Origin of the sequence: Rhodoflexus caldus, assembly GCF_021206925.1 — a bacterium.
GTDB classification, from domain to species: Bacteria; Bacteroidota; Bacteroidia; order Cytophagales; family Thermoflexibacteraceae; genus Rhodoflexus; species Rhodoflexus caldus.
Map to the genome: position 1 here is coordinate 305,853 of NZ_JAJPRF010000001.1, position 22,270 is coordinate 328,122.

Sequence of the window (22,270 nt, forward strand, 5' to 3'; positions counted from 1 at the left end):
ATCCTTACTATCCGTATAAAACTTGCTTAATTGCGGTTGTAACCTTGTTTTACATCGTAAATATGAAAAACCTCACTTCTTACGATTTCATCATTGTTGGGGCCGGCTCGGCAGGCTGCGTGTTGGCACACCGCCTTTCGGAAAATCCGGCTAACAGCGTGCTGCTGCTGGAAGCAGGCAAACCCGACAGCCATATGAAAATTCACATCCCCGGCGGCTATACGGATTTGTTTCGCACCGAGGTGGACTGGGCTTTTTACTCCGAGCCGCAACCCTTCGCCGAAAACCGCAGCATTTTTCTGCCCCGCGGCAAAACACTGGGAGGAAGCAGCAGCACCAATGCAATGGCTTATATCAGAGGACATCGGAATGACTTTGATTTGTGGGCAGCAGCGGGCAATCGGGGCTGGGACTATCAAAGTGTGCTGCCTTATTTCAAAAAATCGGAATACAACGAAACCATCCGCAACGAATACCACGGACAAAACGGGCTGTTGAATGTGAGCAATTTGGCATTTGTTACGCCCTATGGCCCGGCATTCATAGAAGCCTGTGCGCAAACAGGTATTCCAAAAACAGACGATTTCAACGGCGCACAACAGGAAGGCGCAGGCTTTTTTCAATTTACCATCAAAAACGGCAGGCGGCACAGCACGGCAACGGCTTTCATTAAAACCGCAATCAACCGCCCTAACCTCACCATCGTTACCCAAGCCCACACAACCAAAATTTTACTGGCCAACGACAAGGCAACAGGGGTAGAGTGTTTGGTAAAAGGCACTCTGCAAACTTTCAAAGCCAATAAAGAAGTCATAGTCAGTGCAGGCGCTTTTGCGTCCCCACAACTGCTCATGCTTTCGGGCATCGGCGCAACTGACGATTTACGGCCGCACGGCATAGAGGTTAAGCATCGGCTGGAAGGTGTAGGTAAAAATCTGCACGACCATTTGTTCTATCCTGTCAGTATGCTTTCTAAACAGGCAGTAGGCAAAAACCACGTGCTAAAACCACTGAACATGCTGGGGGCACTTTTTACCTACCTGACCACAAAAAAAGGCGTACTCACCACAGGGCCACTGGAAGCCAATGCTTTTGTAAAAACCACACCGGATGCCGTGCAACCCGACCTGCAACTGCACATGGCACCCGTACAGGTGGGCGATAAGTACGGAATAGACATTTATGACCTGAGCAACTATCCTACCGACCGCGATGGTTTTGTCATCTTGCCGACCCTTTTACAGCCGCAAAGCCGCGGTTATGTCAAACTGCGCTCCGCCAACCCTACCGATGCACCTGTTATTCAGCCCTTGTTCCTGTCGCAAGAAGCAGACCTGCAACTGCTGGTTAAAGGCGGCAAGATAGCACAGGAAATTTTGCAGCAACAAGCGCTCGATGGTCTGCGCGACCGCCTGCATTTCCCGCTTCCCAATATCAGCGATGACGAGTGGGCAAACCATATACGCCGTTCGTTTGAAACGGTTTATCATCCGGTAGGTACTTGTAAGATGGGCAGCGATGAACTTTCGGTAGTCAATGAACGGCTGCAAGTGCATGGTATCGAGGGCTTGCGCATAGCAGATGCGTCTATTATGCCGCGCATAGTATCGGGCAATACCAATGCTGCCTGTATTATGATTGGCGAAAAAGCAGCCGATATGGTACTGGCCGATTACGCGAACAGTTAAGCAAGCAACACAAATTGGTATGGCGGCATTTTGGAATTAGCATAAAAAGCGCAAGTGGTTTGCGGAAATCTTTTGTGTAAATTATTGAAAAGCAAGTATTTAAACCTGATAGTTCGTGGAGTTCTGTCAGGTTTAAATGTAAAAAGCAGTGGCAACCCGCTTGCTCTATTATGCACTTTTTAATTTGACTGATTGCTAAATTGCAGCATGTTTTTCCTGTTTTCCAAACTACTGACTTTCCTGATTAACCCCTTGTTCTGGCTGATGGGTGGGCTTTTGTGGGCATGGCTCACCCGAAATGCCAAAAGGCGCAAACATCTATTGATTGCCGTAACTGTTACCTTTTGGCTGCTGGGCAATCCGTGGCTTGCCAATGAAGTTTTGCTGCAATGGGAAGTCCCCCCTACTCCGTTTGCCAATGTGCCGAACGATAAATACAAAGCCGCCATCGTGCTGATGGGCATGACGCAGGACAGCAAATCGCCCAAAGACCGAGTGTATTTCATGCGCGGTGCCGACCGACTGCTGTATGCCATCAGGCTTTACAAAGAGGGCAAGGTAAAAAAGATAATCATCAGCGGAGCGTATATTGACAAGCTGTCTGCCATTGCAGCCAAAGGAGCAAATAACGTTGTTTCCATTTGCCGAATGGCAGGCATACCCGATGAAGATATTCTCACGGATGAATTATCGCTCAACACACATGAAAATGCGGTTTACACCGCACAACTGTTGCAAAAAAACGGCATCAGCCCCGCCGAGTGCATCATGGTAACATCGGCTTTTCATATGCGCCGAGCAATGCTTTGCTTTCGGAAACAGGGCATTGAGGCGCTGCCGTTTCCTGCCGATTTTTACAGTGAAGACCGCTTCTTTGACATTGGGCGCATGACCGTACCCTCTGCAGTTGCCATTGACCGATGGAATATTCTGCTCAAAGAATGGACAGGGATTGTCGTATATCGGCTGGCAGGCTATATCTAAAACTTATTTTTCCACATCATGGATTCTACCGGCTTTTCGTGGCGTTCGTTATACTTGGCGGATGGCTTGCGGTTGTAATAATGCCTGATTTCACCCTGAATGGTAAAGAAAATAAGCTGCCCAATGGGCATTCCGGCATATACCCGCACGCGTTGGGAAACCGATATTTCAAGCGTCCAATGATTGCAAAAACCTACATCGCCTTTGCCTGCCGTAGCGTGAATATCAATCCCCAGCCTGCCTACGCTCGACTTGCCTTCCAGAAACGGCACATGCGCATGGGTTTCGGTGTATTCTTGCGTAACACCTAAGTAAAGTTTACCCGGTTCTAACACGTAGCCTTCTTCCGGTATTTCAAAGGTGCTGATGGTATTGTGTCTGCGGGCATCCAGCACCTCTTCATCATAAGTGGCGAGCCATTTTCCCAGATGTACGTCATATGAATTGGTGCCAAGACACTCTTCGCGAAAAGGCTCAATAACAATTTGGCCTGATTGAATATGTTTTAAAATTTCAAGGTCGGTCAGAATCATAAGCAAAAGAGAATTTACGAATTAAAAAATAAGCCCCCGCAGCAGAGGCGAAGGCTTATTCAGACAAAAAAGCAACAGTCAAATTATTTTTTTGTCGTGCGTTTTTTCAGCGTAACCTCTGCTTTGGGTGCTTCGTCTTTAGCGGTTTTCTTCACAAGGTCAGGATTGCTTACCGGTAATCCTAAACAGGCTTGCGAAGTAAACTCGCCCCAAGTCAGGTTCATTTGGCCTTCTTTGTTCTTTTTCGCACGTTCAATGGCCATATTGGCAGCAGCTTCTACTACCCACTCAAAATTTTCCTGACCTACCGAGTGCACGTCGGCATCGGGTGCAGGGTTACAGAAGTCAATTGCATATGGAATACCGTCGCGAACGGCAAATTCGGCAGTATTGAAATCGTAGCCAAGTGCTTTGTTGAGGCGCAACACATAGTCTTTTATGGTTGCCAGCAGTTTTTTAGCAGCAGCGCCTGTTGCTTTGGTTTCGGCCACATAGCGCAAATGATGCGGATTGCGCGGCTCATAAGGCATAATGCGCACATCTTTTTGGCCGATGCAATAGCAGCGGAAGTAATCGGTAAACTGGATTTCTTCTTGCAAAAGCATCACCAAATCGCCTGTTTCGGGGTGCTTGCTGTAAAAATCGCCTAAGCTGTTGAGTTTGTAAACATTTTTCCAGCCACCGCCTGCATGAGGCTTCATATAAGCAGGGAATCCGATGGTTTCCCATGCTTTTTCCCAGTTGTAGTGGCCGAAAAGGTTAGTAAATGAGTGTTCGTTTGTATCGGGTGGCATCCGGTGAGAAGGCAGCAGCACTGTTTTAGGTACGGGAACACCTATTTTGGTTGCCAAGCAGTTGTTAAAAAACTTTTCGTCTGCGCTCCACCAAAACGGGTTGTTGATAACAGCCGTTCCGTTGAGAGCCGCATTTTTCAGATAGGCGCGGTAGAAGGGTACATCCTGAGAAATGCGGTCAATAATAACGGCATAGCCGGAAGGCTCGCCCTGCTCAACACTTTCTATAGACACAGGCTCTGCAATAATATTTTTGCCTTGTGTTTTCTGATTTACGCGTTCAACAAATGCCTGTGGAAAGGTTCTTTCTTTTCCGTGTAAGATGCCGATTTTTTTCAAAGTTATAGGAATTAAGGTTGGACAATGCAAATTTACAAAGCTACGTACATCATTTACAAGTATTTAGCTCAATTGTCGGTGTTTTTTGCCAGCCAGTCTTCGGGGTTGAGGCTTTGCCGATTTTTCCATATCTGGAATTGGAGCATCGGGTATCCGTCGCGGTTCAAACCGACAGTACCCAGCACTGCGCGGGCTTTAACGCGGCTGCCTACCTTTACCGCAACATTTTGCAGGCGCGCATATATGCACAGATAATCATCGTGCTGCACAATCACTACCCAGCCCATATCAGGGTCTTGACTGACAACTGTAACCACGCCGTCAAACACACTTCGCACAGGCTCGTTGCGCATGGTGAGAATATCTATTCCCAAATTCTCAATTTCTATGTTAGATATGCCCGGGTAGTTATGAATACCGAATCTTGATGCAATAAGATTGTATTTATCTACCGGCCAAGGCAGCAGCGATTTGTTTTCGGCAAACACATTGTTGCGTATGCTGCCTGTCGGTGTGGCTTTCGCCGCTCCTGAATATTGAGGGCGGGTTTCTGCTGCCTTTCCTGCCGACTTGGCGGTCGTTGTTTTATTACGCACGGCATTTACGGCCTCTGGTTGCGGCACGGCAGCTATGGCGTTGGTTTTGGAGTTGTTCCAATCTGCACCTCTGGCGGCCAAGATATTATCTATTTCCCTTGTGATGGACTTGTTAAATCTTTCTAATGCCTCCTTGCGTTCTATGAAATCTTTTTCTCGCTTTTGCAGTTCCTTCACTCGCAGGTCAAGTTCTTTTCGTTGCTGCATTTCAAAGGCAATGTTACTTTTCAGCGACTGTTCCGTTGCTTGGCGGAGTTGCTCCAATTCAGCCAATTGTTTTTTGCGCTCCGTCAATTTCTTGACTGTCGCCGCAATGGCATTTAGCTGCTCTCTTCGCGTGCGTTCGTACTGCGTCAGGTTATTTTTCTTTTGATTAACATCGTTCCATGAATCTATGGCAAGCAAGTTGGCCGTAGCATTCTTTGGCTGATTTTCCTGCTTGGAAAGTTCAAAGATGGTTTTCTGATAATTCTGCCGCAATTGTGCTTCATCCTTTTCAAGCGCTTCTATCAGTTCCTGCGTTTCCCTAATCTGCTCTTGAATCCATGCCTGCTTTTCCTGAACAATCTTAATCTCTTTGATGTAGCGCTCCAAAATGGTCTTACGTGTCAGATACTCACTCAACGTAGCCTCTTTTGTTCTGCCCGTTGAGATAATCGTTTGATTCAACTCTTCTATTTTCTTCTGATTTTTGAGCCGCACCGTCTCCAATGAATCAAGATTGTTGTTCCTTTGCGCATAGATTTCCCTACAAGCAAATAAGAAGCACAATGTTAGCAGGATGTTTCGCATGGGTAAATCAAGTGAGAGTTGTCTGAGGGGAATGCAGATGTTGAGCTTCAAATTTATGCAAATTTAACAGAATGAAAAAGGCACTTTTCATAGACCGCGACGGCACCATCATTGTTGAACCACCTGATGAACAGATAGATTCATACGAAAAACTGGCGTTTTTGCCCGGCGCTATCGGGGCACTGGCAAGGATAGCAAAGGCAGGTATTTATGAACTGGTGATGGTAACTAACCAAGATGGTTTAGGCACGGCAAGTTTCCCCGAAGACACCTTCTGGCCTGCTCATCAAAAAATGTTGGATATCCTCGCTGCGGAAGGCATTCTGTTTGATGCCATACATATTGACCGATCTTTCCCGCATGAAAACCTGCCCACACGCAAACCCGGAACGGCTATGCTCACGGCGTATATGGACGGGAGCTACGACCTTGCCAACAGTTTTGTCATCGGCGACCGTTTGACCGATGTACAACTTGCCGAAAATCTGGGCTGCCAATCGGTGTTGATAGGCAAAACCGATGAGCGTGCTGCCCTCTGCACTTCGGACTGGCACCAAATCGCCGATTTTCTGCTGGCAGCCAATGGGCGCAGCGCTACCGTTCACAGAAAAACCAACGAAACAGATATTCGGGTTACGCTTCGGATGGATGGCAAAGGACGGTCGGAAATGGCAACAGGGCTGGGCTTTTTTGACCATATGCTCGACCAACTGGCGCGCCACTCGGGCTGTAGCCTTGAAGTACAGGTCATCGGCGATTTGCACATAGACGAACATCATACCATAGAAGACACCGCGCTGGCACTTGGAGAGGCTTTTGCGCGTGCATTGGGCAATAAAAAAGGTATCGAGCGTTACGGCTTTGCCATACTGCCCATGGACGATGCACTGGCACAAGTAAGCATTGACTTTTCCGGCCGCCCTTGGTTGGTCTGGAACGGCAAGTTCCACCGCGAAAAAGTGGGACAAATGCCTACGGAAATGGTTTATCACTTTTTCAAGTCGTTCTCCGATACGGCCAAATGCAACTTAAACATGCAGTTTTCAGGCGATAACGACCACCATCAGATTGAAATTCTGTTTAAAGCATTTGCAAGAGCCATCCGTTCGGCTATTGCCCTGCGCCCGGGCGATACGAGCATTCCAAGCACCAAAGGCATTTTATAATGCCCGAGCGGTATGGCACTAATTTTGGGCATATGGCAACGAGGTGCTGCTAATGGAGAAAGCCTACTAAACTTACTCAGTCCGTAAACATGTCATTGGTTTTTAATAAACAGCGGTTGCTGCTGATGGCAGCCGTTTGTTTTGGTTTTATTGCAACAGCGAGTGCACAGCGCTACGAGGTAGGCGCAGGCATAGGAGCAGGAAACTACAAAGGAGATGTCGCCCCTGCCTTTCGCGTAGAAAATTCAAAATTGGGCGGAAATATTTTCTTCCGCTACAATCCTTTTTACTTTCTCAGCCTACGTGCCAACCTGATGGTAACTGACCTGATGGGGCGCGACAGCATTTTTGCAGACCCTTTTCAGCAAAAACGCGATTTCTATTTCCGCAGCAATATGCGGGAGCTTGCACTTACAGCCGAATATAATTTTTTCAATTTTCGGAAAACCGACCGGCGGCGGATGGAAAAATGGTGTCCGTTTCTGTTTGGAGGCGTAGCCGTAGCCAATCACAGCGGAAAAACCAACTATTTGGACAATCGCGACTATGGCGGCACACACGTTGTCATTCCTTTTGGCGTGGGCGTAAAGCACTATATGCACCCCAACTGGAATCTGGGATTTGAATTTGGCGCACGCAAAACCTTCACCGACCGCATTGACGGGATTGACTTCAATGAAGCGAATACCAAGTTCCGGCAAAGCAACCCGTACAGCAAAGACATGTACTATTTTGCGGGCATTACGCTGAGCTACGTATTCTATTCAGTGCGCTGTGCCGAGCCGTTTGCGGCAGACTAAGCCGCCATTTCTTTGTACTGCATTTTGTGCAGGCGGGCGTAGTAGCCACCCAGTGCCAGCAGTTCGTCGTGTTTGCCCATTTCTTTGATTTCGCCTTTGTCCAGCACAATAATGCGGTCGGCGTTTTGAATGGTGGCCAAGCGGTGTGCAATGATAATGGCCGTTCTGCCTTTCATCATTTTGCCGATAGCATCCTGAATCATTTTTTCGGTTTCGCTGTCCACCGAAGAGGTAGCCTCATCTAAAATGATGATGTCGGGGTTATACACCATTGCCCGAACGAACGAAATCAGTTGTCGCTGGCCTACGGAAAGCGTGGCACCGCGCTCCATCACGTTGTAGTCAAAGCCGCCGGGCAGCCGCTCAATAAAGGACAGCGCACCCACCAACTCAGCCGCTTTTTGCACTTGCTCCAAGGTTATTTCCTCATTACCAAGCGTAATATTGTCCATAATGCTGCCCGAAAACAGGAATACATCCTGCAATACAATACCTATGCGGCGGCGGAGAAAATACAACTCGTACTCGCGAATATCTACCCCGTCGAACAAGATGCGCCCCTGATTAACGTCGTAGAATCGGCTGATGAGGTTGATGGTAGAAGATTTGCCGGCACCCGTAGCACCTACGAGCGCCACTGTTTGCCCGCGATGTGCTTCAAAATTGATATTTTTCAGTACGTAATCTTCGTCGTTGTAGGCAAACCAAACATTTTCAAAAGTTACATCCCCCCTGATAGAAGCAGGCCGATACGTACCCGTATTTTGAATTTGCTCGCGACTGTTGAGAATTTTCATCAGGCGGTCGCCGCTGACAATGCCCATTTGCAGCGTATTAAAACGGTCAGCAATCAGACGAATCGGGCGGAAAAACATGGAAATATACATGATGAACGCCACCAACGTACCAAGCGTCAGGTGCTCTTGTATCACGCCTTTTGCACCGTACCAAACCAACATGCCTGTTGCAATTGCGCCAATCACTTCGGCAACAGGGAAGTAGATGGAATAATATTTTACCGATTTGAGGTGCGCCTTGCGATGTTCACGATTGATTTCTTTAAATCGCTCAAACTCCCGTTGCTCGCTGCTGAAAATCTGTACAATGCTCATGCCCGTAATATGTTCCTGCACAAACGAATTGAGGTTGGCAACCGCCACCCGCACCGAATTAAACGCCTTCTTGATTTTTTCCTTAAAAATATAAGTAGCCACAAACAGCAGCGGAAAAGTGCTGAGACTGACCAAAGTAAGCCGCCAGTCGGTGTAGAGCATCAACCCAAGAATAAACAGCAGTTGCAATAAATCGCCGACAATGGCCGCCAGCCCTTCGGTGAATACGTTATTGAGTGTTTCTACGTCGGAAATGTTGCGGGTTACAAGCCTGCCGATAGGTGTACGGTCAAAATACTGTGTTTTGAGCGAGAGCAAATGCTTGAACAGCGTAATGCGGATATCGCGGATGACATGCTGCCCCACCCAATCGGAAAGATAAGAATTGCTGAATTGCACCAATGCCTGCACCAATGCCAAACCAATCATCAGCCAAACCATCCGCACCAGCCCACCCATGTCATTGTGAGCAATGTGATGGTCAATCGTGTATTGAATCAGGTACGGGCGCAGCGGCGACAAAAGCCCCATCAGCACGGTTAATACTATCAGCAGATAAAAGCGGCCGATGTAAGGTTTGACAAACTGAAAAATTCCCGCGAGAACTTTGCGGTCAAAAATCTGGCCTGAAGCCGTTTCCTGTTGTGCCATACAATCCGAAGCCGGAGAAAAAAGGTAATAAATGAGGGTAATTCAAGCGGTTGATAAGAAGAAGCGTACGCAAAATTGCTCAAATTAGTTCAATAAACCCCGCAGAGAATTAACTTTGTAACCGGTTCAAACCTAACTTTGTTATTCATGCAGCACATACAAGCCATTTTATTGCAGGCGGCAAGTAGCGGTTCTTCCATTGCCAACCTGATTTTTATTGCGGGCATCATTCTGGTATTCTATTTCTTCATGATTCGCCCGCAGCAAAAACGTCAGAAAGAACAGAAAAAATTCATAGAGTCTATCGCCGTAGGCGACCATGTAGTTACCATCGGGGGTTTACACGGCAAAGTTGTTGCCATAGAAGGCAATTTGGTACATTTGGAAGCCGACAAAGGCGTTACGCTGAAATTTGAAAAAACGGCTATCTCGCTGGAACAAAGCAAAGGCCAAGGCACTCCTTCGGTAACATCATAAGCACGGTTTGAAGATTACCGCCGCCATATTGCAGGCACTCAGGCAGGAACTGAGCAACTTCGGACGGTGGGACTGGAGCGCTATCACGCTGAGTTTCATCGTGGCAGCGCTCCTTTGGCTTTTTAATGCGCTGAACAAGAACTACACAACCAAAATCAGCGTACCGGTTCTGTTCAGAACGCAGGCAACCAATGTGGTTGCGCTGCAACCGCTGCCCGAAAAAATGGACGTACTCATCAGCGGAACAGGTTGGGGGCTGATAAAAACTTATTTCCGAAAGGATGTCCCCGCTACTGTTTTTGAAATACAGGCGCCCCTGCAAACATCGTTCATAGCCACGCGCCGGCTGATTCCGCAATTGAGCGAAAACCTGCCCGGTGCCAAAATTGAACGCTGTGAGCCCGATACGCTCCGCTTCCATTTTGAGCCGATTCGCGAGTACGAGCTGACGCTGCCTATGGGCTACGAACACATCAGCCTTGCCGAAGGGCATCGCTTTTTGTACCCTCCCAAGGTTAGCCCGCGCCGCATTAAAATTCAGGGGCCGCCTTCCAATCTTAAAAAGGCAGCACAATTAATCAGGTACGAATTTGCCCAATCGGGAATCAGCGGCACATTCAGCGACATTGTACGGATATCATTCCCCAAATCGAGCTTTATCACAGCCGATTTGAATCAGGTGCATGTCAGTTTCCAAACAGCATATTTCATTCGCAAAGAGCGCCCGGTAGCTATTGAACTGAAAAACTTCCCTGCCGACAGTTCCGGAACGGTACAGCCCAATACTGCCAAAGTGGTATATTACACCCTGCCAACCAACGAATTGACCACCGATACAACCGCTATCAGGCTTTGGTTAGACTGGCGCAAGGTGCGCTGGAAAGACTCCACCCTGCTGCCCGACTTAATTACCACCGAAGATTTTTTTGAACCCAAGGTCGTTCCACCTGTTTTTAAAGTCAGCTATGCTAAAAGTAGGAATAACGGGCGGAATCGGTAGCGGAAAAAGTACCGTATGCCGCATTTTTGCCGTGCTCGGCATACCTGTGTACGATGCCGACAGCCGCGCCAAATGGTTGCAAACCCACGACGAATCACTGAAAAATCAGATTATACATCACTTCGGCACGGCAGCTTATGCGGCCGATGGTTCGCTGAACCGCAGCTACATGGCAGCACAGGTTTTCAATCAGCCCGAAAAGTTGCAATTGCTCAACAGTTTGGTGCATCCGCGCGTAGCCGAAGACAGCGCACAATGGCTTGCACAGCAGCAGGCCGCAGGCAAGCCCTATGCCATCAAAGAGGCCGCCCTGATGATTGAAGCCGGCAGCTACAAACAACTGGACGTACTCGTTGTGGTTACAGCCCCCGAAGAAGTGCGGATAGCACGCGTGCTGCAACGCGACCCGCAACGCAGCCCCGAAGAAGTAGCCGCCATCATTGGCAAGCAAATGCCTGAAAGCGAGAAGGTTAAAATAGCCGATTACGTGATTGTCAATGACGGCAGCCACATGCTCATTCCGCAAATCATCCGCTTGCATCAGGAGTTGCTCAGGCGCGCCCAAAAGCAATAATGCAACAAAGTTGCATTATTCTGTCTGTTTGCGTAACTTGCGCCACTATTCAGTACGTCAGTCCTATGCAAACCAAGCGCATATTAGTTCCTGCCATATTTACCACGCTCCTGCTGCACTCTCTGTGCTGCCTGTTGCCCTTTTTACCGCTGGCATTAGGCGCAAGTAATACTTTGCTAGCTCTTACCGGAACGGTTGCCGGCTACCAAACTTGGTTGATAGCATTGCAGGTAGTGTTATTGTCGGTAGCGCTGTACCGTGCCTACCGCCCTTCGGCTACACGCAACGACCGGCTGGCATTCTGGATGCCCTTGCTGTTTACCGTTGCCATTTCCGCTTATACTTGGCTGCAACATCGCGAGGCACAACAAATGCAGCAACAAACCGCTACCTTTGGCATGAAACGATTCCAAAACATCAAAGCAAAATGAGAAACATTTTATTCGCTCTCTTAACAGGTGCAATACTCTGGTCATGCGGCCCAAGCGAAAAGGAACAGCAACAACTGGCAGAAGCCGTACAGTACCATCAGCAGGCAATGGGTTTTGAAAAAGAAACCATTGCATTGCTCAAACAGGTGAAAGAGGCCGTTCCGTCTTTGCAGGCACGCGCCGACAGCCTTTCCAAGGCCGGCGCCGATTCGCTGGCACTGCCCATTCGCGCCATGCTGACCGAAGCAGAAGAAACCGAAAAAGCACTGAAAGCTTGGGGAGAGACCGTGGTAGAAGTCCCCGGCTACGAGCACGACCACTCACATGATAAGGAAGGCGAAGGCCACCACCACCATTCCCACGACCGCATTGAAACAACTCCCGAGCAAATGATAGCTATCCAAAAAGACCTGCGCGACAAAGTTGAAGCTATCAAAAATCGCGTGCAGGAGTTGGTTAATAAAATGAAGATGTAATAACACCTTGCTTCAACAAACAATATCAGGGCAGCATCTGAGTGTGCTGCCTTTTTTTGTGCTCGGAGGCCGCTCATTGAGATAAACATGCGGATTTTGTAAATGGCGCGGACAGACACTGATTCAGAGGTTCATGCGCTACCCCAACTCCGCGTTCAAATGAAATCCTGCCGCAGTGCGTTTTGGGTGCATGGCAACTAAAAATGCACCTCTGCCACACGGTCGCCTTGCCACGTTACAAAGACCGGCTCAATGGCTTTTTTCAAGGTCAGAAACTGTTGATAAGCAGGCGAGTAGGCTATTCTTTCGGTCAGTACGCGCTCATAACATTCCGAAATGCCCAGCAACATTTCCACTATTTCGCGCACGGCATGTTCACCGCCCAAACACCCTGTTATATAGTCAGCTAAGAGTTGTTGCCTGACGTATTCGGTGAGCATGGGGCTGGCATTGCGCCGCACCATCAGCCGAATGCCGCATTGTGCTGCCAGCGATAAGTCTAACACATCATCAAAAGCAAATGCGGTTTGCTCGGGTTGGATGCCATAAGTCTGCCGTAACCATTCCAAGGCTTTGGTTTTATCGGCAAAACGAAAACAGACACCGTCAAAGTGCTCGCGCTGTGCCAACTGAAACGCCGAGGGGTTATTTTCGCCCGTAATGATGAATACCTTGGGCATAGTTCCCGTGAGCAGCCACAAACCGAAGCGCAGATAATTAGTCCCTGCCGCATCAGGCTCTGAAAAAGGGCTACCGCTTTCCTTGCTTTTATTGCCGTTATTAAAAACACCGTCCCAGTCAAAAAAAACAGCTTGTAAACGGCTGACACGCTCGCGCAGCAAAGCCGGTTCGGTCAAAAACTTACCACCGATAGCCTCAAACAGGCCGATAACAGATGCTTGTTGCATAAAGTATGAAAAGACAAATGCTTCTATTCGTGCCGAAAGATAGTCCATCATTGTTTAATCCCCCCACAAATCAGCAAACACATGGCATAAGGCGTTTGAATTTCGGATTTCGGCATAAAAAACAACCCGACAAGGATTAACACATCCTGTCGGGTTGCGTGAGAGCCGTAGCCGCAATACTGATTAGCTTGCAGGGTCAGCCGGCGTGCTCGGGTTGTTATCGCGCTCGGTGAACGGATAAGGATAGAAGTTGCGGTTTCGCTCCGCGTTGGGGGCTGTCGGCCCGGGGCGACCGAATCGGCGGCTGTCTTCCAAGCGCTGCCCGGTCAGGTATAACTCAATGCAGCGGTTGCGGTAAATTTCGGTGAGAATTGCATTTTGCGTCAATTCGCCCGCATAGGGAGGCAGTGCAGCACCTACGCCGTAAATATCTTGTGCCGGGGTTTTGGTCAGCACACGGTTCAGTTCTGTAACAGCCTCTGCCAATCGGTTTTGGCGCGCCTGTGCCTCGGCACGAATCAGAATCATTTCACCGGGCAGGTACAGCGGAATAGCCGTATCATCGGCCAAGAAGAAACCACGACCGCGAGGCGGCACAGCCGAAGTGATGTAAAACGGTACGCGCTGGTCGTTGGCGGCAGGTGCGAGCGCAGGCGGCAATCCCAAATTGGTTTGTGCCTCGTGTACGTTGTTGGTTACAAACGATGTACGGAAAATCGGATTTTGTGAGATGTTGTCAAACACAAAACGGGAACGAGAAGTGAGCGATACGCGACCAGCCGCATCAAAAGCCTGCTGATTGCGACCCAGCATCAGGTTGTAGCGAGCCGACAGTGCGTTCAGCGCATTAGGCAAGTCAATATCGTTGCCCACCACGTTGGTAAAAGCAGCAGGAACAGGATTGGAGGCCAGCAAAGTTACGGCTTCATCGCACAAGCGGACGGCGGTTTCCAAAACGGCAGTACGGTTGCTGAAAGTGGCGTTTTTACCTGTGGTAATGGGGGCTTGTTCCCAGAAAGTAGCCATCCAGCCCAGTGCCAATGCTTTGTAGAGGTGCGCATGGGCTTGTACGGCAGCGGCAGTAGCGCGGTCGGGAATATTGCGCACATTGGCAATTACACGGTCGCAGTCTGCATTTAAAATATTCAGGTTTTGCCACATGTTGATAATGACAGGGTTCAGCCCGTTCACATTATCGCGGCCGTTTGCCAATGCGGCAATGTCTGCGTTACCGGCATTTACCACGCGCAGTTCATTGGTTGCCAGACCGGAAGTAGTGATTACTGTATAAAGCGGGCTTGCTCCGCCTACAATATAGCGGCGACGCAGGCCGTTGGAAAATGCCAACAGCCCCGAGGTATTGCTCAATACGGCATCTTCGGTTGCCGCATTGGGATTGACATAGTCCAGCGTACAGGATGGGGTTATCAGCGTTGCCGCCAATAAGCCGCAGAGTACGATTTTTTTGATATGAAAAAGTTTCATGTTGATTCCGAATTTAAATCTTTGATGGTTGGCTGTGCCGAATTAGAACTGAGCAGACAGGTTGAACTGGAAAGTGCGCGGAATAGGAACAGTACCGAAGTCATCGCCGCGGATGCGGTTACTTTGACCGCCGGAGTTCACCTCGGGGTCAAAACCGGGGTAGTTGTCCCATGAAATCAGGTTGCGCCCCGAAACGCCCAGTGTCAAATTGCTGAGGCCGAGTGCTTGGGGAGTGAGCGTATAGGAGAGCGAAATCTCGCGCAGTTTCACGAAAGAACCGTCTTTCACCATTTCTTCGCGGATGCGTTCACCGCCAAAACCACCTACCAAACTCACCCATCCGCGGGGCAACTCGCCGCGCAGTTCCTGTGCGGCCAGCGGGCCGATACCTACGTTATTAGCTGTTGTCCAGTTCAGGTTGTTTACTTGGAAGCCCTGTACGGCATCAAACAACAGGCGGAAATTGAAATTTTTCCAGCTCACATCGTTCAAAAGGGAGGCTGTATAGCGTGGGTTCGGGTCGCCAAGTACACGGTTCACCAAAGCACCTGTCGGCTGCCCTTCCGCATTGCGGCCTACCCGCTCGGGCTGCGGCAAACCTGCCTGTAAGGTTACACCGCCAATTACCTGCGGGCGATTGGTCAGCAACAACGAACCGTCCGGATTGCGGGCATAGGCTGTGCCATAGAATACACCCAAAGGATAGCCGTTTACAGCGCTGCTCATACGGTTGGCATCGGTAGAAAAGCGAATCACCTCTTGCGGAATATTTACCTTGTTGCGGTTGCGGCTGTAAATCAGGGTTGCATTCCAGTTCCAGTCTTTGTTTTTCAAAATGTTGGCGCGCAGGGCAAGTTCAATGCCTTTGTTGGTCATGCTGCCTACGTTGGCGTTAATGGAAGCACCGCCTTCCGATGGCGCAATGGTGCGCTCCAGCAACAGGTCGCGAACTTCTTTGTTGTACCAAGTCAGCTCTATACCAAAGCGGTTATCGAGGAAGTAAATATCGGTACCCACCTCAATTTCTGCCTGACGTTCAGGTTTTACGTCGGGGTTGCCCAATACCGTGCTGCGGATAAGCGACTGACGACCCACCAATTGCACCGGAATCGTATTGCTGAAACGGTCATACGGCCCGATACCGGTCAGGTTGCCCGATTCGCCGTAAGCAGTGCGCAGCTTAAATGTGCTCACCTTGTTGGCAAAGGAGGCATTTTTCCAAAAGTCCATTTCCGACAAAATCAGGTTGGCAGAAGCCTTGGGGAAGAACTGCCAGCGGCTGTTAGGACCAAATACCGAAGAAGCATCCATACGGCCTGCGGCGGTTACAAACAGAAACTCGCCGTAGTTAAAGGTTTGTTGCAGGAAGTAACCTTGAATACTGCGCTCGGTGCGCACTTCGGTAGCAGGTGTAAACAAGTTGGTAGCTCCGCTGATGGTTTCAATAAACGGCACCATGTCGCGGCCTTGTGCCTGCGCAAAGTTGCTGCGGTCATATTGCCACGTAGCACCCAGTTGGGTAGTAGATTTCAACTTCTCGCTAATATCGGCTTGATAGCTGATGTTCAGGTCATTATTGAGTTGCAATACCTGCGCAGTGGCATTGGCCGCATAACCATCGGGGAACAGCGCCGCATTCACACCCGGATAGGCAATGCGCGGGAAAAAATTCTGGCCTAACTGCGTGTAAGTATCCATACCAAAAACATAGTCAATACCCAAGCCTTTGAGCGGTGCAAGATTTAGTTGAAAATCGCCAATCATGCGGCTGGTTTGGTTGGTCTGTTTCAGGTCTTCAATAACGCTCAACGGATTCATACGAACAGGCTCTACGGGCAGCAGATTGCCGTTTGCATCGCGTTCTTTCAAGTTGTAAACGTTATCCGTAATGAAAACCGAGTTTACGGGGCTGTTGAAGGTGTTGGCATCGGGTTTTTCATTGGCAAAACTGCGGGTGTAGTTCAAACCTGCCGAGAATTTTGCCCAGTCGGTCATTTTCTGGTCAATGCGCAAGCGGCCGGTAATTCGCTCAAAGTCCGTATTGCGCACAATGCCCTGATTCTTGAAGTATGAGGTGGAGAAAAAGTACTTCGTATCGTCTTTGCCGCCTGCTACCGAAACATAATTATCGGTGCCTAATGCGGTTTGGAAAATATCATCCCAGTAGTTGTAGCGGGTTACGGGCGTTTTTTCCGTAAATAAGCGGTTGAACAATAGAATGCCCGGCAAGCGCTGGTCGTTACCGAAACCGGTACGGGTTACGGGAGGGCCGAAGCGTTCGGGGTGGGTATTTAACGGAAACTCTTTGCGCAATTGGCTAATCATCAGCGAGGTAGAAAATGTCAGTTTGGGTTTGCCCGTGCTGCCTCGCTTAGTGAAAATTTGGATAACGCCGTTATTAGCCCGAGAACCGTAAATGGCCGCTGCCGCAGCACCGTTTAACACCTCAATGCGCTCAATATCATTGGGGTTGATGTCTAACAGGCGGTTCTGCCCGGGCTGAAAGTCGTTACCGCCGCTGATGCTTACCGCAAGGTTGGTAACGTTGTTGGTGTTGTTATTGACAATTACCCCATCAACAATATAGAGCGGTTCGGAAGACGAGTTGATAGAACTCGCCCCGCGCAGACGAATGGAAACCCCACCGGCAGGGTCGCCGGAGTTTTGGGTAATTTGCGCACCGGCAATTTTACCCTGCAAAGCCGCCGAAAGGCTCGGCGTACCTACCTGCTGCATCTGACGGGCAGATACCGTATGCACGGAGTTCCCCAATTGTTTCTTGCTGGTAGCAATGGAAGTACCTGTTACCACTACTTCCTCCAAACCGATAAAATCTTCCTTTAAAGCGACATCTACCGTTACGTTTGTCTGGCTTCCCAACGTAATTTTTTGCTCTTTGCGTGCATAGCCCACAAAGCTGAAAACAAGTGTATAGTCGCCCGGTGTTACGCTGGCGGTCATGCTAAATTTGCCTTCCACATCGGTAATGGTACCGGTAGAAGTACCTTTGAGTTGAATGCTGGCGCCAATCAAGGGGTCGTTGGTGCCCGCATCGGTTACGCGTCCGCTGATGGTGTACATCTGTACCTGTGCAAAGGCTGAAAAACCTATGCCCCAACAGCATAAGAGGGCGAATAGCCACTTCACACAAGCTGATGTGTTCAGTAGTTGGTTTCCATTCATCATAGTGTTTGAAAATAGTTAATGAGGTGAACTATTTTCAAACGTACAACCATTTTTCGGTTTGTTGAAATATTTGGTCAGGAAAATTTCAAGCGCGATTTGACGTTTATGGTTAAAATGATTCTTTTGCATAATTAGGGTAAAGTGGCACGTTTCATGCCTCCGTTTTTTATGCATAATTAGTGTTTCATCTCTCAAAAATCGGGTTCTACAATGGTTAAATGGTTGTCGGTCAGCTTCGTATTTCTGCTGCTGCTGAGTGCTAAAAGTATTCATTCGCCAACGCTGGCTTCGGTTCATGGAAAGGCTACGCCGCCCGAACCTGACCCCGCATACTTAGAAAGGCTGAAACGACAAAATGCATGGGCAGACAGCGTGCTGCGCACCATGACCGATGAGCAGAAAATCGGACAGTTGTTCATGGTAGCTGCCTACTCTAACCGCGATGAAACCCACTACAAAGAGATTGACCGTTTGGTAAGCCAATATCACGTCGGCGGGCTGATATTCTTTCAGGGAGGCCCGGGCAGGCAAGCCGTACTCACCAACCGCTACCAAAAATTAGCCAAAATACCCTTGCTGATTTCCATGGACTGCGAATGGGGACTGGGTATGCGATTAGACAGCACCATCAGTTTCCCCAAAGCAATGACACTGGGTGCTATCGGCGAAAATAAGCTGATTTATGACATGGGCGCTGAAATTGCCCGTCAGTTTAAAAGGCTGGGGATGCATATCAACTTTGCCCCCGTTGCCGATGTGAACGTGAACCCTGCCAATCCGGTAATAGGCATCCGCTCATTTGGCGAAAACAAAGAACGAGTGGCAGAAAAAGCCCTCAGCTACATGCGCGGTATGCAGTACAACGGCATTATTGCCAACGCCAAGCATTTCCCCGGACACGGCGATACTGACACCGATTCTCACTACGCCCTGCCCATCATCAAACACAGCCGCCAACGGATGGAGGATATAGAACTGTATCCATTCCGCAAACTCATCCAAGACAGCATCATGAGCATCATGGTAGCCCATATCAACCTGCCGGAGTATGATGCCGACCCTAAAAAACCGACTACCCTTTCACAGGCAGTCGTAACCGATTTGCTCATACATCAATTGGGTTTTCAGGGGCTGATTTTTACCGATGCGCTCAACATGAAAGGCGTTTCAGCCAACTATGCGCCCGGAGAAACCGACGTGCTGGCCTTCAAAGCCGGCAACGATTGCCTGCTATTTCCGCTGGATGTACCCAAGGGTGTAGCCAAAATCAAAGAAGCTATTGCTAACGGCGAAATCAGCATGGCAGAAGTAGAACGCCGCGTGAAGAAAATCCTCATGGCCAAATATTTTGCAGGTCTTCACCACTACAAGCCCATTGTTACTAAAAATCTGCTGGACGACCTCAACTCGCCACAGGCAAAGGCCTTGCGCATGAAACTCTATGAGCAGGCAGTTACCATCGTGCGCAATACCGACAGCCTGATACCTTTCAAAAATCTGGAAGACCTTTCGTTTGCCTCTGTAACAATCGGTGCAGGTGCAGGCAATGACTTTCAGCGGATTTTGGGCAAATATGCTGCCTTTGAGCACCACCAAATCGCCGATAAAGCCGCAGGCGATGCTGCCTACGAAGCACTGATTCCTAAACTCAAAAACAAAAAAGTGGTTATTGTAGGTCTGTTGGGCGTAAGCACCACCAATCGCATAGAAAAAGACTACGGTATTTCGCAGGCTACCCGCGATTTTATCAAAAAATTATCGGCACATACCAAAGTAGTGCCCGTAGTATTCGGAAACCCCTACAGCCTGAAATTTTTTGATGATGCCCCGTATTTGGTTTGCGCTTATGAAAATAATACCGACGTACAAACCGTTGTGCCACAGGTACTTTTCGGAGCTGTAACAACCGGTGCAAGATTGCCTGTCAGTGTTTCACCCAATATTAAGGCGGGGGACGGGTTCTCCGTGTTCTCGCTCAACCGAATGAAATACACCTTCATTCCCGAGTGGGAAGGTATGGACAGCCACATTCTGAATCGGATTGACAGCATTGTGAATCAGGCGGTGGCCAATCATGCCACCCCCGGCTGCCAAGTGATTGTAGCACGCAACGGCAATGTGGTTTTCAACCGCAACTACGGTCGTTATACATACGAACCCAACGCCACGCCCGTGAGCGATGAAACCGTTTACGACCTTGCCTCCGTAACAAAAGTGGCGGCAACCATGCAAGCGGTGATGTATTTGCACGACCAAGGCCTGCTGGACGTAAACAAAAAAGTATCGGACTATCTCATCGGTCTGAAAGGTACGAACAAAGCCGATTTAAGCCTCCGCGATATATTGCTGCATCAGGCAGGGCTTATCCAGCGAACACCCCACTGGTGGCATACGATGGAAAAAGGCAAGTACAAACCCGAATACTATGCCAATGAGCCGACCGAAGAACACGTAATTCCGGTTGATGAACACCTGTACGCTTCAACCAAAGTGCATGCGGATGTATGGAAATGGCTCAGAGAAAGCCCACTGCGCAGCAACAAACGGCCGGACGGTTCTTACGGCTATTTGTATTCCGATGTAGGATTTTACATGCTCAAACAAATTGTAGAACAAGAAACCGGCCTCTGCTTAGACCAATTTGTTGAAAACTACTTCTACCGCCCGCTGGGGCTGGCAACCATGGGCTACCTTCCTTTGCGGAAAATAAACAAGTCGCAAATAGCCCCTACCGAAGAAGACAAGCATTTCCGTAAAAAGCGCGTTCAGGGCATCGTACACGACCCCGATGCAGCTTTACAGGGGGGAGTGGCCGGGCACGCAGGCGTTTTCAGCAATGCCAACGACTTGGCCGTACTGATGCAAATGAACCTGCAAAACGGCTACTACGGCGGCAGAAAGTTTTTCAAGCAACCGCAGACCATTCCGTTTTTTACCGAAAAACGCATCGTAGCCCATAATCGGAGAGGATTGGGTTGGGACAAGCCCATCAGAGGGCACGGAGGCCCTACTTCGGGGCATTGTTCACCCCGCACCTTCGGGCACAGCGGCTTTACGGGCACAGGTGCATGGGTAGACCCGCAGTACAATCTGGTGTATATTTTCCTTGCCAATCGCACCTACCCCAATGCAAGCAACTGGCGGCTGATTGAGCAAAACATCCGCAACAAAGTACAAGACCAAGTGTACTTGTCTATGGGCGTTTCCCGCAACTATTTAGAGAAAGAGCAACACCTGATTGCCGACTAAGCCATGCTTTTTATGGTATCAATAAAACAGCGCACATGGTCGGGGTGAATATCCGGATAAAGGCCGTGCCCCAAGTTGGCGATGTAGCGTTGCGTACCGAAAGCTGCCACCATTTGGCGCGTCTCTTGGCGAATGACATCAAAATCGGCATACAGCGCACACGGGTCTAAGTTGCCTTGCAGCGTTTTCTGACTGCCGGTCTGTCGGCGCGCTGTCTGTGGCTCCATGTTCCAGTCCAAGCCAATTACTTGACAGTTCAGTTGGCCGAAATCTTCCAATGCGAAGAAAGCTCCTTTGGCAAATACGGTTTTGGGCACTTCGCTGATGGCATCGCAAATTTGCGCAATGTAGGGCAGCGCAAATGTTTTGTATTGTGCGGGCGAAAGAATCCCTGCCCAAGAATCAAAAATCTGTACAAGGTCAGCACCTGCAGCAATCTGCATTTGCAGATACCCGATGGTACTTTCGGTAATCATCTGAAGCAGTTGGTGCGAAAGTTCCGGCTGCCGATACAGCATTTTCTTTGCCTTAGAGAATGTTTTGGAGCCGCTGCCCTCTACCATGTAAGCAAAAATCGTAAAAGGAGCTCCTGCAAAACCTATGAGTGGCACGCGCCCGTTGAGTTCCCGCTTCGTGATGCGAATGGCTTCTGCCACATAGCCTAAATCGGAAGGAGCATCTGCAACCCTGATTTTTTTCAGGTCTGCTTCCGACTGGATGGTTTGCGGAAAAATGGGGCCTCTTTTTTCAATCATCTCATAAGGCAGCCCCATCGCTTCGGGAATTACTAAAATATCGGAAAAAATAATCGCGGCATCTACGCCCAGCAAGTCCACCGGCTGAATGGTAACCTCTGCGGCAAGTTCGGGAGTAGTAACCAACTCTATGAAATCTTTCAAACGCTCGCGCACCGCACGGTATTCGGGTAAGATGCGCCCTGCTTGGCGCATCAGCCAAACGGGCGGGCGTTCTACATATTCACCGCGTGCAGCACGCAGCAGTAAGTCGTTTTGGAGTGTCATATCTGTT

Annotated in this window: 18 protein-coding genes; 10 read left to right on the plus strand and 8 right to left on the minus strand. The window is 49.2% G+C overall.

Annotation, left to right across the window (positions count from 1 at the left end; all coding sequences use genetic code 11):
- Positions 1-62 precede the first annotated feature (62 nt).
- The gene (locus tag NDK19_RS01250; protein WP_250630008.1) at positions 63-1,688 is read left to right on the plus strand and encodes a GMC family oxidoreductase; all 1,626 of its coding nucleotides are present in this window, start codon (positions 63-65) and stop codon (positions 1,686-1,688) included.
- Between the two features lie 207 nt (positions 1,689-1,895).
- Positions 1,896-2,672: a YdcF family protein gene (locus tag NDK19_RS01255; RefSeq protein WP_250630009.1), complete on the plus strand. Its 777-nt coding sequence runs from the start codon at positions 1,896-1,898 to the stop codon at positions 2,670-2,672.
- On the opposite strand, the gene dcd is transcribed toward NDK19_RS01255, so the two are convergent.
- From dcd to NDK19_RS01270, 3 genes are all read right to left on the minus strand, one after another.
- Entirely contained in the window at positions 2,669-3,205 is a 537-nt protein-coding gene (dcd, locus tag NDK19_RS01260; protein WP_250630010.1) for a dCTP deaminase, read from the minus strand. The genes NDK19_RS01255 and dcd overlap by 4 nt on opposite strands.
- A gap of 83 nt (positions 3,206-3,288) precedes the next feature.
- On the minus strand, positions 3,289-4,338 hold the full coding sequence (locus tag NDK19_RS01265) for an ATP-grasp domain-containing protein (RefSeq protein WP_250630011.1): 1,050 nt from the start codon (positions 4,336-4,338) through the stop codon (positions 3,289-3,291).
- A gap of 68 nt (positions 4,339-4,406) precedes the next feature.
- Positions 4,407-5,636 carry a murein hydrolase activator EnvC family protein gene (locus NDK19_RS01270; protein WP_250630198.1) on the minus strand — a complete coding sequence of 410 codons (1,230 nt, stop codon included), beginning with the start codon at positions 5,634-5,636 and terminating at the stop codon, positions 4,407-4,409.
- 161 nt (positions 5,637-5,797) lie between these two features.
- Between NDK19_RS01270 and hisB the strand changes: the two genes are divergently transcribed.
- Positions 5,798-6,892 (plus strand): bifunctional histidinol-phosphatase/imidazoleglycerol-phosphate dehydratase HisB, encoded by a 1,095-nt coding sequence (gene hisB / locus NDK19_RS01275; RefSeq protein ID WP_250630012.1) that lies wholly within the window; start codon positions 5,798-5,800, stop codon positions 6,890-6,892.
- Positions 6,893-6,981: 89 nt separating this feature from the next.
- Complete coding sequence (gene porG / locus NDK19_RS01280; RefSeq protein ID WP_250630013.1) at positions 6,982-7,692, plus strand: type IX secretion system protein PorG; 711 nt, start codon at positions 6,982-6,984, stop codon at positions 7,690-7,692.
- On the opposite strand, the gene NDK19_RS01285 is transcribed toward porG, so the two are convergent.
- Complete coding sequence (locus NDK19_RS01285) at positions 7,689-9,455, minus strand: ABC transporter ATP-binding protein (protein WP_250630014.1); 1,767 nt, start codon at positions 9,453-9,455, stop codon at positions 7,689-7,691. The two genes, porG and NDK19_RS01285, sit on opposite strands and share 4 nt — an antisense overlap.
- Before the next feature lie 147 nt (positions 9,456-9,602).
- On the opposite strand from NDK19_RS01285, the gene yajC reads away from it, so the two are divergent.
- From yajC to NDK19_RS01310, 5 genes are read left to right on the plus strand one after another with little or no spacing between them, the layout of a single operon-like run.
- Positions 9,603-9,932 (plus strand): preprotein translocase subunit YajC, encoded by a 330-nt coding sequence (gene yajC / locus NDK19_RS01290; RefSeq protein ID WP_250630015.1) that lies wholly within the window; start codon positions 9,603-9,605, stop codon positions 9,930-9,932.
- A gap of 7 nt (positions 9,933-9,939) precedes the next feature.
- Complete coding sequence (locus NDK19_RS01295; RefSeq protein WP_250630016.1) at positions 9,940-10,932, plus strand: YbbR-like domain-containing protein; 993 nt, start codon at positions 9,940-9,942, stop codon at positions 10,930-10,932.
- Positions 10,898-11,506 (plus strand): dephospho-CoA kinase, encoded by a 609-nt coding sequence (gene coaE / locus NDK19_RS01300; RefSeq protein ID WP_250630017.1) that lies wholly within the window; start codon positions 10,898-10,900, stop codon positions 11,504-11,506. The genes NDK19_RS01295 and coaE overlap by 35 nt, the downstream gene beginning before the upstream one ends.
- Positions 11,506-11,937, plus strand: a complete 432-nt coding sequence (locus NDK19_RS01305; protein WP_250630018.1) for a hypothetical protein — start codon at positions 11,506-11,508, stop codon at positions 11,935-11,937. Before coaE ends, NDK19_RS01305 begins: the two co-directional genes overlap by 1 nt.
- Complete coding sequence (locus NDK19_RS01310; protein WP_250630019.1) at positions 11,934-12,413, plus strand: hypothetical protein; 480 nt, start codon at positions 11,934-11,936, stop codon at positions 12,411-12,413. Before NDK19_RS01305 ends, NDK19_RS01310 begins: the two co-directional genes overlap by 4 nt.
- A gap of 197 nt (positions 12,414-12,610) precedes the next feature.
- Here the strand turns inward: NDK19_RS01310 and NDK19_RS01315 are convergent, their stop codons facing one another.
- The 3 genes from NDK19_RS01315 to NDK19_RS01325 all read right to left on the minus strand — a co-directional run bounded on the left by NDK19_RS01315 (position 12,611) and on the right by NDK19_RS01325 (position 17,992).
- Positions 12,611-13,372, minus strand: a complete 762-nt coding sequence (locus NDK19_RS01315; protein WP_250630020.1) for a phosphatase — start codon at positions 13,370-13,372, stop codon at positions 12,611-12,613.
- Positions 13,373-13,504: 132 nt separating this feature from the next.
- Positions 13,505-14,806 (minus strand): RagB/SusD family nutrient uptake outer membrane protein, encoded by a 1,302-nt coding sequence (locus tag NDK19_RS01320; protein WP_250630021.1) that lies wholly within the window; start codon positions 14,804-14,806, stop codon positions 13,505-13,507.
- 42 nt (positions 14,807-14,848) lie between these two features.
- Positions 14,849-17,992 (minus strand): SusC/RagA family TonB-linked outer membrane protein, encoded by a 3,144-nt coding sequence (locus NDK19_RS01325; RefSeq protein ID WP_250630022.1) that lies wholly within the window; start codon positions 17,990-17,992, stop codon positions 14,849-14,851.
- Between the two features lie 210 nt (positions 17,993-18,202).
- Between NDK19_RS01325 and NDK19_RS01330 the strand changes: the two genes are divergently transcribed.
- Entirely contained in the window at positions 18,203-21,241 is a 3,039-nt protein-coding gene (locus tag NDK19_RS01330; RefSeq protein ID WP_250630023.1) for a glycoside hydrolase family 3 N-terminal domain-containing protein, read from the plus strand.
- Here the strand turns inward: NDK19_RS01330 and hemE are convergent.
- A complete protein-coding gene (gene hemE / locus NDK19_RS01335; RefSeq protein WP_250630024.1) occupies positions 21,238-22,263 on the minus strand; it encodes a uroporphyrinogen decarboxylase in 1,026 nt (341 codons plus the stop codon). The genes NDK19_RS01330 and hemE overlap by 4 nt on opposite strands.
- Positions 22,264-22,270 lie beyond the last annotated feature (7 nt).